At 60.3% G+C, this 15,979-nt stretch carries 15 protein-coding genes and 1 pseudogene; 6 read left to right on the top strand and 10 right to left on the bottom strand.

Going from position 1 to position 15,979, the window contains the following annotated elements; all coding sequences use genetic code 11:
- Window positions 1-140 precede the first annotated feature (140 nt).
- The 4 genes and pseudogenes from AWT75_RS04485 to AWT75_RS04475 all read right to left on the bottom strand — a co-directional run bounded on the left by AWT75_RS04485 (window position 141) and on the right by AWT75_RS04475 (window position 4,289).
- Window positions 141-1,679 carry a DHA2 family efflux MFS transporter permease subunit gene (locus tag AWT75_RS04485; RefSeq protein WP_062787709.1) on the bottom strand — a complete coding sequence of 513 codons (1,539 nt, stop codon included), beginning with the start codon at window positions 1,677-1,679 and terminating at the stop codon, window positions 141-143.
- 6 nt (window positions 1,680-1,685) lie between these two features.
- Window positions 1,686-2,123 (bottom strand): HlyD/EmrA/EmrK family protein, encoded by a 438-nt coding sequence (locus AWT75_RS22630; RefSeq protein WP_239689461.1) that lies wholly within the window; start codon window positions 2,121-2,123, stop codon window positions 1,686-1,688.
- Window positions 2,124-2,280: 157 nt separating this feature from the next.
- Window positions 2,281-2,643: pseudogene (locus tag AWT75_RS23930) on the bottom strand (EmrA/EmrK family multidrug efflux transporter periplasmic adaptor subunit); the annotation flags it as partial.
- A 227-nt stretch (window positions 2,644-2,870) separates the two neighbouring features.
- Complete coding sequence (locus tag AWT75_RS04475) at window positions 2,871-4,289, bottom strand: efflux transporter outer membrane subunit (protein WP_062787706.1); 1,419 nt, start codon at window positions 4,287-4,289, stop codon at window positions 2,871-2,873.
- A 120-nt stretch (window positions 4,290-4,409) separates the two neighbouring features.
- On the opposite strand from AWT75_RS04475, the gene AWT75_RS04470 reads away from it, so the two are divergent.
- Window positions 4,410-5,012, top strand: a complete 603-nt coding sequence (locus AWT75_RS04470; RefSeq protein ID WP_082695948.1) for a TetR/AcrR family transcriptional regulator — start codon at window positions 4,410-4,412, stop codon at window positions 5,010-5,012.
- Window positions 5,013-5,081: 69 nt separating this feature from the next.
- Here the strand turns inward: AWT75_RS04470 and AWT75_RS04465 are convergent, their stop codons facing one another.
- On the bottom strand, window positions 5,082-5,762 hold the full coding sequence (locus AWT75_RS04465; protein WP_239689460.1) for a GntR family transcriptional regulator: 681 nt from the start codon (window positions 5,760-5,762) through the stop codon (window positions 5,082-5,084).
- Between the two features lie 193 nt (window positions 5,763-5,955).
- Here AWT75_RS04465 and AWT75_RS04460 point away from each other — a divergent pair, with 193 nt between their 5' ends.
- Together AWT75_RS04460 and AWT75_RS04455 are read left to right on the top strand one after the other, a co-directional pair.
- On the top strand, window positions 5,956-7,293 hold the full coding sequence (locus tag AWT75_RS04460) for a glutamine synthetase family protein (RefSeq protein ID WP_045844810.1): 1,338 nt from the start codon (window positions 5,956-5,958) through the stop codon (window positions 7,291-7,293).
- A gap of 48 nt (window positions 7,294-7,341) precedes the next feature.
- The gene (locus AWT75_RS04455) at window positions 7,342-8,703 is read left to right on the top strand and encodes an aspartate aminotransferase family protein (protein ID WP_062787701.1); all 1,362 of its coding nucleotides are present in this window, start codon (window positions 7,342-7,344) and stop codon (window positions 8,701-8,703) included.
- 31 nt (window positions 8,704-8,734) lie between these two features.
- Here the strand turns inward: AWT75_RS04455 and AWT75_RS04450 are convergent, their stop codons facing one another.
- Window positions 8,735-9,313 (bottom strand): flavin reductase family protein, encoded by a 579-nt coding sequence (locus tag AWT75_RS04450; protein WP_062787698.1) that lies wholly within the window; start codon window positions 9,311-9,313, stop codon window positions 8,735-8,737.
- A 118-nt stretch (window positions 9,314-9,431) separates the two neighbouring features.
- On the opposite strand from AWT75_RS04450, the gene AWT75_RS04445 reads away from it, so the two are divergent.
- From AWT75_RS04445 to AWT75_RS04435, 3 genes are all read left to right on the top strand, one after another.
- Window positions 9,432-9,635, top strand: a complete 204-nt coding sequence (locus tag AWT75_RS04445; protein WP_045844807.1) for a hypothetical protein — start codon at window positions 9,432-9,434, stop codon at window positions 9,633-9,635.
- A complete protein-coding gene (locus AWT75_RS04440) occupies window positions 9,632-10,249 on the top strand; it encodes a 3'-5' exonuclease (RefSeq protein ID WP_062787696.1) in 618 nt (205 codons plus the stop codon). Before AWT75_RS04445 ends, AWT75_RS04440 begins: the two co-directional genes overlap by 4 nt.
- A 211-nt stretch (window positions 10,250-10,460) precedes the next feature.
- Window positions 10,461-11,558: a linear amide C-N hydrolase gene (locus AWT75_RS04435; RefSeq protein ID WP_062787694.1), complete on the top strand. Its 1,098-nt coding sequence runs from the start codon at window positions 10,461-10,463 to the stop codon at window positions 11,556-11,558.
- 74 nt (window positions 11,559-11,632) lie between these two features.
- On the opposite strand, the gene AWT75_RS04430 is transcribed toward AWT75_RS04435, so the two are convergent.
- From AWT75_RS04430 to AWT75_RS04420, 4 genes are read right to left on the bottom strand one after another with little or no spacing between them, the layout of a single operon-like run.
- A complete protein-coding gene (locus AWT75_RS04430; RefSeq protein ID WP_082695947.1) occupies window positions 11,633-13,201 on the bottom strand; it encodes an HD domain-containing phosphohydrolase in 1,569 nt (522 codons plus the stop codon).
- A gap of 2 nt (window positions 13,202-13,203) precedes the next feature.
- Window positions 13,204-14,508, bottom strand: a complete 1,305-nt coding sequence (locus AWT75_RS04425; protein WP_204376875.1) for an HD domain-containing phosphohydrolase — start codon at window positions 14,506-14,508, stop codon at window positions 13,204-13,206.
- A 2-nt stretch (window positions 14,509-14,510) separates the two neighbouring features.
- Window positions 14,511-14,690, bottom strand: coding sequence for a hypothetical protein (locus tag AWT75_RS22070; RefSeq protein ID WP_204376874.1), 180 nt, complete (start codon window positions 14,688-14,690; stop codon window positions 14,511-14,513).
- On the bottom strand, window positions 14,687-15,841 hold the full coding sequence (locus AWT75_RS04420; protein ID WP_062787690.1) for an FIST signal transduction protein: 1,155 nt from the start codon (window positions 15,839-15,841) through the stop codon (window positions 14,687-14,689). Before AWT75_RS04420 ends, AWT75_RS22070 begins: the two co-directional genes overlap by 4 nt.
- Window positions 15,842-15,979: the final 138 nt, after the last annotated feature.

The raw sequence follows: 15,979 nt of genomic DNA, 5'->3' as shown, positions 1-15,979 counted from the left end.
CTGTATCAGGCCCTGGGTGGTGAGGCCAGTGCACAGTAAGGGCGACCTTGCACCAGCAATGTGGTGAGCCACTCTTGGCAAAGATATGGAAAGAAAAAGCCCGGTGCATGCACCGGGCTTTTTGCTGCGTGTAGAACTGCTCAGTGTGCCTGACTGGTATCCGCCACACGGGTGGGGCGGGGTGCCAGCCAGATGGCGCAGGCGGCCACCACGAACGACAGGCCGGTCAGCCAGAAAATCTGGTTGGTGGAAAGCATGATGCTTTGCGACTGCAACAACTGGTTGAGCTGGTTGCTGGCTGCATCCAGGCTCATGCCGCTACCCTGCAGGGCGCGCAGGGTGTCGCCACCGGGGTCGATGCTGCCTACCAGGTCGGCATGGTTGTAGCTGGCCTTGTCTTCCCAGGCGGTAGTCACCAGCGAAGTGGCAAAGGCACCGGATAATGTCCGCATGAAGCTCATCAAGCCTGCGGCCGAGGCCATTTCCTCCGGCTCCACGCTGGCCATGGCGAGGCCAGTGAGCGGCACAAAGAAGAAAGGCATGCCCACGCCCTGGAACAGCAAGGGCAAGGCCACCTGCCAGAAGCCCATGTCGGTGGTGGAAAAGCTGCGGTACAGGGTAACGCCGCCCAGCCACATCACTCCCATGAATACCAGCGGGCGGGGGTCTACCCGGGTGGACAGCTGCGCCACCAGTGGAGCCACCAGCACCGCCAGAATGCCGCTCATCGCCGTGGCATGGCCTGCTTCGGTGGCGGTGTAGCCCATATAGCTTTGCAGCCATTGCGGGGTCAGCACCGTTGCGCCAAAGAAAGAGCCGAAAGCCAGCGAGATGGTGAGCACACTGGCCCAGTAGCCGCGGTGCCGGAATACCCGCAGGTTCACCACCGGGTTTTTCTCGGTCAGCTCCCAGATCAGGAAGGCGGCAAAGCCGATGGCAGCGATCACCGCCAAGGCCACGATCTCGGCGGAATTGAACCAGTCCAGGTTCTTGCCTTCATCCAGCATGATTTGCAATGCCGCCACCCACACCACCAGCAGGCCAAGGCCAACGGCATCCACACGGATGTTCTCGCGCAGGCTTTCCTGGCTTTTCAGCAATTGCCAGCCGGCATAGCCGCACAGCATGGTGATGGGGACGTTGATCCAGAAAATCCACGGCCAGCTCACCTGGTCACACAACACGCCACCCAGGATCGGCCCCATGATGGGGGCGATCAGCGTGGTCATGCTCCACAGGCCAATGGCTGCGCCGGTTTTTTCCTTGGGGAAAATCCGCAGCAGCAGGGTTTGCGACATCGGCATCAGCGGGCCGCCGGCCAGGCCTTGCAGCACGCGGAACAGCACCAGCGTTTCCAGCGAGCCGGCCATGCCGCACAGCAAGGAAAACAGGCCGAACAACACCATGGAGCCGATGAACAGCCGCACCGTGCCCAGCCGCGCAGCCAGCCAGCCGGTGAGCGGCACGGTAATGGCCTCGGCCACGGCATAAGACGTAATGACGTAAGTCCCCTGACTGGAAGATACCGCCAGGCCGCCGGCGATATTGGGCACCGACACATTGGCAATGGTGGTGTCCAGCACGGCGACAAAGTTGGCGGCGGCCAGCACCAGGGCGGCCAGCCACAGGGTGCCGCCTTCCAGTGGCTTGGGTGAAGCAGTAACGGAGCTGTCAGTCATGATGGCTTACTCGCTGGCGGTATCGATGGTGACTTCCATCGACAGGCCCACCTGCAGCGGATGGGCGCGCAGTTCGGCCGGGTCCAGTGCAATGCGTACCGGCAGGCGCTGCACCACCTTGATCCAGTTGCCGGTGGCATTCTGCGCCGGGATGGTGGCAAAGGCCGCGCCAGAGCCGCCAGCCAGGCCGGCCACCTTGCCGTGGTAGGTGATGCGGCTGCCGTAGAGGTCGGCGGTCAGCGTGGCGGGTTGGCCGATGCGTACCTTGTCCAGCTGCACTTCCTTGAAGTTGGCATCCACGTGCGCCTGCTGCAGCGGCACCACCGACAACAGCTGGCTGCCGGCCTGCACGCGCTGACCGACCTGTGCCTGACGCTTCGCCACCACGCCGTCCACCGGCGCGCGGATGATGGTGCGGGGCCAGGTCCAGACGGGCCTGGTCACGCTTGGCGCGGGCGAGGGCCACTTCCGGGTTGGTGTCCACCGTAGTGTTGACGGTGAGGGTCTGGTTGGCCTTGAGCGAGCCTTGCGCGGCACGGGCATTGGCCTCGGCCTGTTTGGCGGCGGCTTCAGCGGCGGTCAGGTTGGCGCTGGCGGTGCTGAATACGTTCTGCGCATTGCTCAGCTCTTCGCCGGACACCGAACCGCTCTTGGCCAGCGCCTGACGGCGCTTGAGGTCCAGCTCGGCGCGCTGCAGGTCGGCGCGGGCAGAAACCAGCTGGGCATTGCTGCGTGCCTGGTCAGCAATGCGGGCCTGTACCTGGGCCTGCAAGCCTTCGTCACTGGCCAGATAACCCTGCACGCGACGCTCGGCGCGCGCCAGTTCGGCTTCAGCCTGTGCCAGATTCAGGGTGGCATCCTTGTCGTCCAGTTTTACCAGAATGTCTCCACGCTTTACCTGCTGGGTGTCGACGGCCAGGACTTCGCGTACGGTGCCGCTGACTTCCGGGGTGATTTGCGCCATTTCAACCGCCACATAGGCATTGTCAGTGCTGACATGATGGGAGGCCACCAGGGTCCAGTAAGTGCCGGCACCAATGGCGGCAACGCCGACGACTGCGCCAAGCAGGGCAAACAGCTTCTTGCGCTTGGCCAGACGCAGGCTGTCGCTGTGCGGGGCATCGGAGGCGGGGAGGGCTTGGATATTTTCGCTCATGATGGTTCTCTGCAATTGTTGTATTCGGTTGGGGCTCAGGCTTGATAACCGCCGCCCAGGGCTTTGATCAGGTTGACGTCCAGCAGGAACAGCCGGGTTTCCAGGCTGGTGCTGCTGCGACGACTGGCAATCACGTTGTCTTCGGCATTCAGTACGTCCAGATAGCTGGCCAGACCGCCCTGATAGCGGTTCTGCATCACCTGGTAGGACTCTTCGGCAGTTTTCAGGGCCAGGCGGCGCTGCTCCAGCTGCGGGCCCAGTTCCTGTTGCTGGGCCATGACATCGGCCACCTCATGCAGGGCCTGGGTGAGGGTCTGGTTGTAGCTGGCCACGGCGGCGTCGTACTCGGCGCGGGCCACGCGGTAGTTGCCTTGCAGGGCGCCACCACGGAAAATCGGCAGCGAAATGGCCGGGCCGACCCCGCCAATGTCGGAACCGTTCTTGGTCAGATAGCTCAGCCCCAGCGACTGCACGCCCAGATAGGCAGACAGATTCACATTGGGATAAAACGCAGCGCGGGCAACGTTGATACGGCTGGCGGCCGCTTCTGCGCGCAGTCTGGCGGCGGCCAGGTCCGGACGACGACCCAGCAAGTCCGCCTGCAAGGTGGCAGGCAAGCCTTGCGGATGCAGCAGGCTGGCAGCCGGGCGACGCAGGCTCATGCCGCGATCCGGTCCGGCACCCATCAGGGCGGCAATGCTCAGCTTTTGCTGGGCAATGGCCTGGCGTGCGGCGCTGAGGTCGGCATTGGCGGTGGCTTCGCGGGACTGGGCCTGACGCAGGCTGCCCATGGTTTCCAGACCATTGTCAAAGCGCTGCTGCAGCAGCTGGGCGCTATGCTGGCGCACGCTCAGAGCCTGTTCGGCGGCATCCTGTTCGGCGTACAGGCGGGCCAGTTCGGCATAGGCTGCGGCAATGGCGCTGGTCAGCGTCAGGCGGCTTTGTGCTGCCTCGGCCTGGGCTGCGGCGAGTTCCGAGCTGGCTGCGGCAATGGCGGAGCGGTTCTTGCCCCAGAAATCGATTTCATAGCTGAAATCCAGTTCGACCTTGGCAGAGTTGTTGTAACCATGCGGCACAAAGGCAGCGGGAAAGCCGTTGTTATAGCTTTGCTTCATCTTGGTGACAGAGGTATTCAGGTCGAGGCTGGGCAGATTGCTGGCGCCAGTCTGTTCCGCCTGACCGGCGGCTTTGGCCAGACGCGCCTGGGCGGCTGCCAGGTCAGGCGACTGGCTCAAGGCCTCTTGCATGATGTCGTCGAGCTGGCCGTCCTGATAGCTTTGCCACCAGTTGCTGCTCATCCAGTCGGCCGTGCTGGCTGGCAGGGTTTGCTGACTGGCCATGTCCTGCATGGTCTTGTTACGGGGCGCGGGGCCCAGGTCCGGCACGCTGGCACAACCGGCCAGCAGCAGGCTGCCTAGCATGGTCAGTTGTAGCAGGGTGCGCCGTGGGTGCATGCTTGATTGGGTATCCATTTTTTTGACAGGGCCTTTAACTGTACTGTACCGTACAGTTATAATGTGCGACGTTGGCGTCGTCAAGTAAAACCGTACAGTTCGGTACAGTTTGGAGCAAAAATGCGAACAAAAAGTGAAGAGCGCCGTCAGGCAATGGTGGCAACGGCAGCGGAGTTGTTCCTGCAGCGTGGTTATGAGGCGACTTCCATGGCAGAAATCTGCAGCCGGGTAGGGGGTTCCAAAGCCACTTTGTACGGTTATTTCAAGTCCAAGGAGGAGCTGTTCCTCAGTGTGATGAAAATGCTGGCCGAAGAGCGCATGTCACATGCCTATGCACGGCTGGTCCCGGGCGGGGATATTGCGGCGGCATTGCAGGCATTCGGGGAAAACTACCTGCAGGTGATTCTGGGCCCGGACCTGATGGCCATGCGCGGCATCATTGCGGGTGAACTGGTGCGTGCCGGTGCCGCCCAGCAGTTTTATGAGGCGGGCCCGCGCCAGGGTTGGAACAAGGTGGCGGCTTATCTGGAAGAGGAAATGCAGGCCGGCCGCCTGCGTCGTGCAGATGGCTGGATTGCTGCCATGCATTTGTTGTCGCTGATACAGGCGGAATATCAGGAGACATTCCTGGTTGGCGTGGTGAGCGAGGACGACCTGAAGCTGTTGCAACTGCGTGTGGCCAGAGGTGTGGAAATATTCATGGCCTGGTATGGGGTGCAGTGAGGTCTTGCTGCTGTTGGCAAATAAAAAACCGGGCTTTGGCCCGGTTTTTTCATGCTGCCCGTGTGTAGCTCAGTTGCACAGTGTTTTCAGGTACTGCCCGGCATTGAACAGGTCGCGTTCGATGGCGCGACGCACGGCGGACGGGTCCTTGCGGTGCAGGGCGCGCATCATGTCCTCGTGGCAGTCGTTCATGATGCTCCACACATGCGGGTCCTGATGCAGCTGATTGGAAATGGGGCCAACGTGCAGCCATACGCTTTCAATCAGGGACAGCAGCATGGCCGAGCCGGAGGCGCGGTACAGCGTGACGTGGAAGTCTTCGTTTGCCGTCAGATAGCCTTTGACATCGTGATTGCGGATGGCCTCGTCCATGGTGGCGGTCAGTTCTTCCAGCAGCTTGAGGTCGGCACTGCTCAGGTTGCGTGCACCTTTTTCAGCTGCTTCGCCTTCCAGCAACATGCGGGTTTGCAGGATGTCGTCAAACTGGGTGCGGCTCAGTTGCGGGACAGTGACGCCGCAATTGGGAATGTTGGCCAGCGCCTTCTCTGCCACCAGGCGTTGCAGTGCAGTGCGCACCGGCATTTCGCCAACCTGCATGTCTTGTGCCAGTTGCTTGATCTTCAGCCGTTCGCCGGGCAGCCAGCGACCCAGTGACAGCCACTGGCGCAAGGTGGTGTAGGTTTCGTCCTGTAGTGTAGAGGAGGCGGTAGTCTTCATTGTCGGCGAGTCGTTGGTATTGGAATTTGTCACAAAGGATACCATAGCAATCATGGTGCTGTGATGCTTCACTTTTCAAGTTTTATTTGATCATAAATTGACATGTGCGTTTTGTCTTACTATGATCAATTCCAGCTTTTATTCCGGTATTTGCATTTGAATTCACATGGGTTGGTGCGGTGTTGGGAAAAGGGCTTTTTGCAGATTTGATCATAAAGGATAAAACATGCATGAGCATTTACACAGCTTCATCCGAACGCACAACATCCATGAAGTGGAATGCGTCATTCCGGACATGACCGGGGTGGCGCGTGGCAAGATTGTCCCCAAGGATTTGTTCCTGGCCGAAGAGAGCATGAAGATGTCCAAGGCAGTACTCACCATCACCGTGAATGGCGAGTTTGCCGAATTCGAACGTTTTGTCGGTGCCAATGACCCGGATATGGTGTGCGTGCCGGATGCCGCCTCCATCCGGCTGGTGCCCTGGGCCATGGAGCCGGTGGCGGTGGTGATTCACGATTGCGAAGACTTCGATGGCAAACCGGTGGGAATTTCACCGCGTGCCGTATTGCGCAAGGTGTTGCAATTGTATGCCGACCGCGGCTGGCAGCCGGTGGTGGCTCCGGAAATGGAGTTTTACCTGATCCGGCAGAACAATAATCCGCACGAGCCTTTGCGTCCGCCCACCGGCCGTGCCGGGCGCTCCGAAGTAGGGCGGCAATCCTTCTCCATCGATGCCGTCAACGACTTCGACCCTTTCTTCCAGGAGCTGTCCACTTTCTGCCAGCAAGCCCAGCTCAATGTGGAAACGCTGATTCACGAAGTGGGCGCCTGCCAGATGGAAATCAATTTCACCCATGGCAATGCACTGGAACTGGCCGACCAGGTTTTCCTGTTCAAGCGTGCGGTGCGTGAAACCGCTTACCGCCACAATATCTTTGCCACCTTCATGGCCAAGCCGATGGAAGACGAACCCGGCAGTGCCATGCATATCCATCAAAGCATTGTCAGTACTGCAGATGGTCAGAACATCTTTTCCGCAGCAGATGGCAGCGCCACCCCCTTGTTCTTCCATCATATTGCCGGCATGCAGAAGTACCTGCCCATGGTGATGCCCATGCTGGCGCCCTACGTCAATTCCTATCGTCGGCTCAGCCGCCATGCCGCCGCACCCATCAATGTGCGCTGGGGTTATGACAACCGGACTTGCGGCATCCGCATTCCGCCATCCGGCCCCAGTGCGCGGCGGCTGGAAAACCGGGTGCCGGGCGTGGATGTGAACCCCTATCTGGCCATGGCGGCCACGCTGGCCTGCGGTTACCTCGGCATGGTGCAGGGCCTGATTCCCAGTGAGCCGATGAGCGACAGCGCCTATGACCTGGATTTCGAGCTACCGCGCAGCCTGGAAGATGCCGTGGCGCTGATGCAGGACTGTCCGGAGCTTGCGGACATTCTGGGCGAACAGTTTGTGCAGGCTTTTTGCGCGGTGAAGGAAAAGGAATTCGAAACCTTCAATCGTGGCATCACCGCCTGGGAACGCGAACACCTGCAACTGCACGTATGACATGATGGCGGGCTGCTGTCCGCACAGAACAAGATCAAGGAGAAAGCAATGACAACAACACGACATGGCATCAACTGGGACAAGGCCTTGAAACTGCACGCTGCCGAGCGCGAGCGCTTTATCGCGGCGCGCCCGCAATCGCAGCGGCTGTCGGCGCAGGCGGATCAGCATTTGCTGTTTGGTGTGCCGCTGCACTGGATGGATGACTGGTCCACTCCCTTCACCCTGTACGTGAAGCAGGCGCAGGGTGCCAGTTTTGAAGATGTGGATGGCAATCGCTATGTCGATTTCTGCCTGGGCGACACTGGTGCCATGTTCGGCCACGGCCCGGCCCCGGTGGCCAGGGCGCTGGCCGAGCAGGCTGCGCTCGGGCTGACTACCATGCTGCCGTCGGAAGATGCCGTCTGGGTGGCGACGGAGCTGGCGCGACGTTTTGGCTTGCCGTACTGGCAGTTTGCCATGACCGCCACCGATGCCAACCGCTTCGCCCTGCGCTGGGCGCGGGCCGCTACCGGTCGTCAGCAGTTGCTGGTGTTCAATGGCTGCTATCACGGCACCATCGACGATGTGTTTGTCGATCTGGTGGATGGCAAGCCGGTGCAGCGTGCCAGCCTGCTGGGCCAGGTGTACGACCTGACCCAATACACCCGCGTGGTGGAGTTCAATGATCTGGCCGCGCTGGAAGACGCGCTGAAGGATGGTCAGGTTGCCTGCCTGCTGGCCGAACCGGCGATGACCAATATCGGCATGGTGCTGCCGGAGCCTGGCTTCTGGGAAGCGGCACAGGCGCTATGCCGTCGTTATGGCACGCTGCTGATCATGGATGAAACCCATACCATCAGCACCGGCATGGGCGGTTATACCCGCGCTCACGGCCTGAAGCCGGACATGATGGTGCTGGGCAAGCCCATGGGCGGTGGCGTGCCGTGTGCGGTGTACGGTTTTTCCGAGGAAATGGCCAAACGCGCCCAGCAGGCGAAGCGCGAAGCGGTACCGGGCCACAGCGGCATCGGCACCACGCTGACCGCCAACATGCTGGCCATGGCGGCGATGCGTGCCAATCTGGCCGAGGTAATGACCGAACAAGCCTATACCCACATGTTTGCGCTGGCCGAGCAATTGGCCGCCGGCTTGCGTGCGGTGATTGCCCGTCATGCGCTGCCATGGTGTGTGACACAGGTGGGTGCCCGCACCGAGTTCCAGTTCACCGCCACCCCGCCGCGCAATGGTAGCGAGGCAGATGCGATCCTGGACAGCGACATGGAGCACATCATCCACCTGTTCCTGCTCAATCGCGGGCTGTTGATCACGCCTTTCCACAATATGCTGCTGGTTTGCCCGCAAACCACGGTAGAGGATGTGGCACGACTGGTGACGGCGTTTGACGAATTCGTCTGCGCTGTTCGCTAAGACCGACCGGGCCGCCTGCGGGTGGCTTTTTTTACTCAGCCTGTCTGGCGGCAACGGCAAACTGCTCGCCAATGCTGAAGAAATTGCCACCGGCAATGTAGTGCAGGCTGCGTTTGGCATCCTGACCATCAAAGTTCCAATGGCCGTCGTGCCAGACATCCGGGTCTGCCCTGGCGGCCAGTACTTCGCCAATGAACAGGTCGTAGCGCTGCTGGTTGTGCGGCTCGCTGATGATGCGGCATTCCAGATACGCGATGCAGCCGTCCACATGCGGTGCTGCAACGGTTTCGCCGGGCAGGGCGGTGAGGTCGCTGACGGCAAACTTGTCCACCTCCTTGCCGCTGCAACTGCCTGCGGTCAATACCTGTTCAGCCTGGGCGCGGCAGGGAATATTCAGCACAAATTCGCCGGAAGCATCCATCAGTTCTCGGGTGTGGGTGGCCTTGTCCACCACCACCAGCACCTTGGGCGGGTCAAAGTCCAGCGGCATGGCCCAGGCGGCGGCCATCACGTTTTGTTCGCCCGCGTGGGCTGAGGAAACCAGCACGGTCGGGCCGTGGTTCAGCAGGCGATAGCTTTTGGCCAGATCAACAGCAACAAGCTTGGACATCGGTCTTTCCCGGTTCATGTTCAGCCGCTGATTCTAGCAATATCCATGCACCGCTGCCTTGTATCCGGCAATTGCCGTGTACAATGCCGCCAGTTCAACATTTAGCGGAAAGAAAACCATGTCCAAGCGCAAGGAAGACGAGCTCGATCCGGATACCATCGCCCTGTTGCAATGGTGTGCCGAAGTGGAAGCGCTGTTTGTTGCCGCCGGTGCCAAGCCGGATGAGGCGCAGCAACAAATCGAAGAAAACGCCGAGTGGTTTACCGATATGTTCTTTGACGGCCTGAGCCCGGAAGAGGCAGCCAAGGCGGCATTGAATTGAGCAGCACATCACCTTGTTATGCGGTGCTCGACTTTGAAACCAGCGGCTTGTCGCCAGCCGTTGGCAGCCGTGCCACTGAAATTGCCGTGGTGCTGTGGCAGGACGGTCGTGAGGTGGATCACTACCAAAGCCTGATGAATGCCGGCGTGCGGATTCCGGCGCAAATCGAACAGCTTACCGGCATCAGCAATGCCATGCTGCGCAGCGCACCGCCGGTGGCTACCGTCATGCGCGAAGTGGCTGATTTTGTCGGCGACCTGCCGCTGGTAGCGCACAATGCGGCATTCGACCGCAAGTTCTGGGGTCACGAGCTTGGCTTGCTCGGCCGGCAGCGGCGACAGGACTTCGCCTGCACCTTGCTGCTGGCGCGGCGCTTGTTGCCGCAGGCGCCAGATCACAAACTGGGCACGCTCACCCGCTGGGCGGGGCTGCCGGATGCCGGACGCGCTCACCGTGCACTGGCAGATGCCCGCATGGCGGCACAGCTGCTGCAATACCTGCTGGAGACGGCGCAGCGCAAGCACGGCACAGCACAACTCGACCACCGCCAGCTGTGCCAGTTGCAGAAGGTGAGTGCCGCCAAGGTGACGGATTTCTTCATGCAGCATGCCTAGCGCGCTTGCAGGCTGGCCACGGGTGGCGTTCGCCATCCCGGCCTGATCGCCATTGGTGGTTGATGATGAATCGGCCTGCCAGCAAAGCGAAATTTCCAGACGCCAAACCGGACATCATGACATTCCGCTGCCGTAAACAGCATCCCTAGACTAATGGCTGGTATCGCCGTGCAGTTTTCCGGAGCGATACCGACTTTACTCGGGGGTTTTCATGTCCAAAGGTATTGTACCTCTCGCACTTGCCGCATCCCTTGCAACTGCCTTGTTGCCAGCTGCCGAAGCCTGCACCCGCGTACTGTGGAATACACAGCCCGGTTATCTGCTCAGTGCGCGCAATCTTGATTTCTTTGGCCCGGTCAGCCCTTCGCTGGTGCTGAGTCCACGCGGTGTCAGTCGCGTGGGTGCCACCGAAGAAAATGCAGCTCATACCGTGCGCTGGAAGGCGCGCTATGGCAGCGTGGCTGTTTATGCTGACAATGTTTTCCCGATGGATGGCATGAACGAGAAGGGCCTGGTGGCGCATACCCTGTACTTTACCGGCGGTGCCGAACAGCCGCAGCCGGGCAAGCCGGAAAAGCCGGTACTGGAAAGCAGTCACTGGCTGAGCTTCATTCTGGATAACCATGCCACGGTAGCCGAAGCCGTTGCCGCCATCCGCAGTGTGCGACTGCTGCCCAAACGCCTGCCCATCGACTATGCGTCGGATACCAAGCACATTGCCATTGAGGACGCCAGCGGCGATTCGGCCATCATCGAAATCGTCAAGGGTGAAACCGTCATCCATCATGGCAGGCAGTTCACCGTGCTGACCAATCCGCCTGACTACGACACCATGCTGAAGCAGGAAAAGAAGTTTGCTGCCTCCACCTCCGAAACCATTCCCACCGGATGGCAGGCGGACGCCCGGCTGGTACGAGCCAACTGGCTGCTCAAGACGCTGCCGCGCCCGGACAATGTCGAAGAAGCACGCGGCTTTCTGGCATCCATCATGCATAGTGTTGCCATGCCCATCGGCCTGATGGCAGATCCGCTGGATTTGTCGGTGGAAAAATCCTACGAGCCGTATTCACGCTATCCGGCAGAAAACCGGGGTGTGGGCACCTACTGGACCACCACGGCCGACATGAAAAACATGCGCTATGCGTTTCAGTCTGCTTCGTCCATCAGCCCGGTCTGGCTGGATTTGCGTGACTTCGATTTTGCCCGGCTCAAGCAAACCAAGGCCATTTCGCGCCTGAACCTGTATGGCAGCAAGAACTGGGCTGGCAATGCACGTCAGTATTTGCAGGATGTGGCGGCTTATCACTGACCATGTGCATACCTGCCGCTGTCAGCCTGGCAGACCGTGTGACTGATGCCGCTAGCCGCGACTGTCTGCCGGTATCAGTCTCCGGCTTCCAGTGTCAGCAAGTGCGGGGTGAAGTCACCGCGCTCCAGCACCCGGATGCAGGCATCCACCACATCCGGGTCCAGCTGGGTGCCACGCATCAGGCGTATCTGGGCGATGGCCTGGCCAATGCCCAGTGCGGCCCGGTAAGGGCGGTCCGACGACATCGATTCGACAATGTCGGCTACGGTGAGGATGCGTGACTCCAGCAGTATGCTTTTGCCCGACAGGCCGAGCGGATAACCGGAACCATCCAGATACTCGTGATGCTGGCGAATGATGTCGGCAATGGGCCAGGGGAAATCAATATTCTTGAGAATGCGGTAACCCACTTCCGGATGGCGCTTCACCAGCGCAAATTCCACCGGATGCAGCCGGCTGGGTTTGCTGAGAATCTCGGCCGGCACTTCAATCTTGCCCAGATCATGCACCACGCCGCTCAGGTACAAGCCACGCAGCCGGTGTGCATCCAGGCGTAATTCCTGGCCTATCAGCACGGCAAGTTCGGCCACGTGTTTCTGATGGCCAGCAGTGTAAGGGTCGCGCTGTTCCAGTACCGAGGCAATGGCAGCCAATGCCTTTTCCAGCGCATTTTCCAGTACCTGGGCATGGGCTGCCTGCTCCTGCAAGGACTGCTGATACGCCACCCGGGTGCGGCGCGACTGGATGCCGAACTGCACATTGCGTGTCAGTTCTTCAAAAACCTGCACCTCCACCGGGCTGAATGACTGCTCGGCGCCACCATAGACTGCCAGCGCGCAGATCAGGTCCGGTCCTGCCACCAGCGGGATGGCGACAATGGCGTGCAGCCCGTGCTGGCTAGCCAGCGCCTTCCATGGCTGGAAGCTGGGGTGCTGTTGCAATGCGTGGATATTGATGGTGTTGCCTTGGCGGATGCAGCTGGCAATCGGGCCGTCATTGCTGGCGGAGTCTTTGGTCCAGCAAATGTCCAGCTGTTCGCTGTATGCATGGGCAGTACCGGCAGCGGCCAGTACTTGCAAACGCTCTTGTTGCAGGTCCTGCATGCCGGCAATCAGGGCCAGCGGGTAGCGCTGATCGGCGACGATGGCATCACACACGGCCTGCAGCAAGGCCTGTTCGTCACTGGCCTGTACCAGGGCCTGATTGGTACGGCTATTGGCTTGCAGCGCCCAGGCACGGCGCTGCATTTCATCATGGTCCTGCTTTTGCTGGGTAATGTCCTTGAAAACGACAGTCAGGCCAATGCACAGCCCAGCGTCGTCGAAAATGGGTGATTTGCTGGTTTCCAGCCAGCAGTGCTTGCCATCCAGCATGTAAGGCTCTTGCAGCACCACGGCAACGCCGCTGGCAATCACCTTCTGGTCGTCTGCCTGATAACTGGCTGCCAGTGCCGGCGGGAAAAAATCGTGATCGGTCTTGCCGGCAATGTCTTCGATGCGGATGCCCAGGTCATCGGCAAAACGCTGGTTGCAGGTGATGAAGCGGGAGTGGGTGTCCTTGATGATCACCCGGTCCGGCAGTTGCCGGATGGCAGCCTGCAGGGTGTAGTCGGCAAATGGCATTCTTGTGCTACGGGCGTCCATGTTCAGCTTTTTCTTTTATGGTCCGGCAGTTGATAGCCATGTTCGTCAAATAGTGCCAGACAGGCATCAACCACGGCAGGGTCGTACACGCTGCCCTTGTATTGTTGCAGCTGTGCCAGCGCTTGGGCCTGACCCAGCTGGCGACGGAAGGGGCGATGCGACAACATGGCCTCCATGCTGTCGGCGACGTGGATGATGCGTGCTTCCAGCAGGATTTCATCACCGCGCAAACCGCGCGGATAACCACTGCCGTCCATGTTTTCGTGGTGCTGCCAGGAAATCTCGGCAATGGGCCAGGGAAACTGGATGTCCTTGAGAATTTCATGGCTGGCCTCGGCATGCAGCTTGACCAGCTCGAATTCCTCGTGATTCAGGCGGCGTGGCCGGGTGAGGATTTCCGATGGAATCTGGATCTGGCCGATGTCATGCACCATGGCAGCCAGGCCCAGCCCTTCCAGCTGGTGTTCATCCAGCCCCAGCTGGCGGCCGATGGCAACAGCAAGGTCGCTGACACGTACTTCGTGGCCCGCCGTGCTCATGTCACGGTGCACCATGGCCGATGACAGGGCGCTGATGGCCTGGATCAGCGACTGGCGCAGTGATTCCTCCGCCTTCTTGCGCCCGCTGATGTCGATGAAAGCACCAATGATGCCGGCAATATTGTTGTCCTCGTCGTAGAACAGGTCCTTGGCGTAAACCACATCCATCAACTGGCCTTGCTGGGTGCGGATGACGTACTCGAACATCTGTGGCTGGCGGCTGGCAATCAGCTCGGCATCATTCTGGGTAAACATGCTGGCCAGCTCGGCCGGCCAGACTTCTTGCGGCATCTTGCCGATGATGTGCTCGGGCTGCATGCCCACCGTGCGGGAAAATGCCGGGTTGCAACCCAGATAGCGCCCGCTGGCATCCTTGTAGAACACGGCAATCGGCATGGCATTGAGCAAGGCCTGGTTGAAGCGTTGCGCCCGGTCCAGCTGCACCATCACCTGGTTGCGTTCTGCCTGCAGGCTGATGGCCAGTTGTTCGCTGTCGTTACACAGCTTGATGGCGCGGGACAGGTTGGCGAGGATAGGCGGGAATACATGCTCCAGCGGCATCTGCTGCAACATGGTTTCCGGTGCCAGTAGCATGATGGTGTGGGTTTGGTCCAGCGGCAGGCGCAGGCCGTAACGGTAGCGATCCTGTCCGGTAAAGCGTTGTAGCAGATTGGCGTCGGTGTCGGCCTGAATGTTGCGGCCCAGCAGCCCCGGCGGCAGGGCGATGCCGATACTGGCTTGCTGTTGTAGTTGATGGTCGCCAATCACCTTCAGCAGGCTGCCGCTATTGGCGTCCAGTCCATCCGGGTGGTGAATGACGAGGCCGACCGGCAGCCGGTGTGAAACAGCAGGCGTTGCACCACCTTGGTGAGCAGCGCATCAACCGTGACCTCGCGCCCGATGGTGAGCGACAGGTCGTACAGTACGGCAAGCAACTGGTCCTTGTTCATGCATCCATCCAGACGCTGGCTGTGATGCAGGCATTGTGAAACAGCGGGTAGCCCCATTCATGCGGGCTGCCGATTTCACCCAGCGTCAGCGCTCCGGTCACACTGGCGGCCTGGCTGTGCCGGATCAGGCCATGGATTTCCTCCAGTGCGGCCGGGCCAAAGTGCTGACTGCGCCCCGCACAGTAAAAGCTCAGCAGGTTTTTACCTTGCAGCGAGCCATGACGCTGCTGTAAGGTGCCAAGCACCTGCTGTACGCAGTCATCGCCCGGCACTGGCGGAGCTTGCACCATCATCAGCACGGCGTTTTCCGGCACCTCACCCACGCAAAATACCGAACCGTCATCCTCCAGCGCTACCGGGACACGAATCAGCAATTGCTGGTTGGCCAGCATGATGCCAAGCGGGAAATGCACGCCGAAGGTGTAGAAGTTGTCACGATTCAGTTCGGCACCAAACTGTTGCTTGACGATTTGCTGGTAGGCGTCGAAGGCCGGTCGCCAGTCAATCTGGAAAATGCGGTTACCGGCAGTGGCGGTGGCGGTGAGGGTGTGCTCCGGTGCCGGGTAGCCATGGTTGATGACCGGATTGGCCGTGGCGGGCAGCAACAGGCAGAGCACGCCGTGCATCATGCTCTGGTATTGGTCGAACAGGCAGGGAATGGGCTGAAACTGTGCGCTGCCGGCATTCACCCCGCCGTAGAACACCTGGTCGGCCAGTTGCAGGTACAGGGCATCCAGAATGGACCCGATATCCGGCAGCATGCCATCGAAAATCATGAACAAGGTTGGTTTGCCCTGATCTGCCGGCCACGCAGCCAGCATTTGCGTTATCCGCTCGCTCATGTGTTGCGCGGTTTGTGCCGGGTCTTGCCCGGTATGAATGCGCAACAGTGCGTTTTGGCTACCGCCAGGGCAGGGCAGCAGCATGACGCCATGGTCAACAAAACCCTGATTGCTGATCAGGCGGGGAAACACCCCACCCGCCAGTTCGATGCCCTGGTGCAGGCAGGCCGTTTGCAGGTTTGGCAGTTGCTCACGGTCGGCTTCGGCCAGCAAGGCCAGCAGGCGCTGGTCGGGGTGGTCGGCATGCCAGGCGTGCAAGCTGCTTGCCAGTTGAGCGGGATCCAGCGAACTGTGCCAGGGTGAGGGCATGGCGGAACTCTCTGATGATAAGCATGGAAAATACTCAGTAAGCTAATCATAAACGAGGGAAGTGCCATTGCCGACGGCAATCCGGCTGTCGGGCGGGGAAAATGCAGCAAAGTTTGATCCTGACCAGCATGTTGGCTG

The sequence above is a fragment of the Aquitalea pelogenes genome (assembly GCF_001515305.1).
Lineage (GTDB): Bacteria > Pseudomonadota > Gammaproteobacteria > Burkholderiales > Chromobacteriaceae > Aquitalea > Aquitalea pelogenes.
This window is presented reverse-complemented; position numbering and strand designations above follow the sequence as displayed.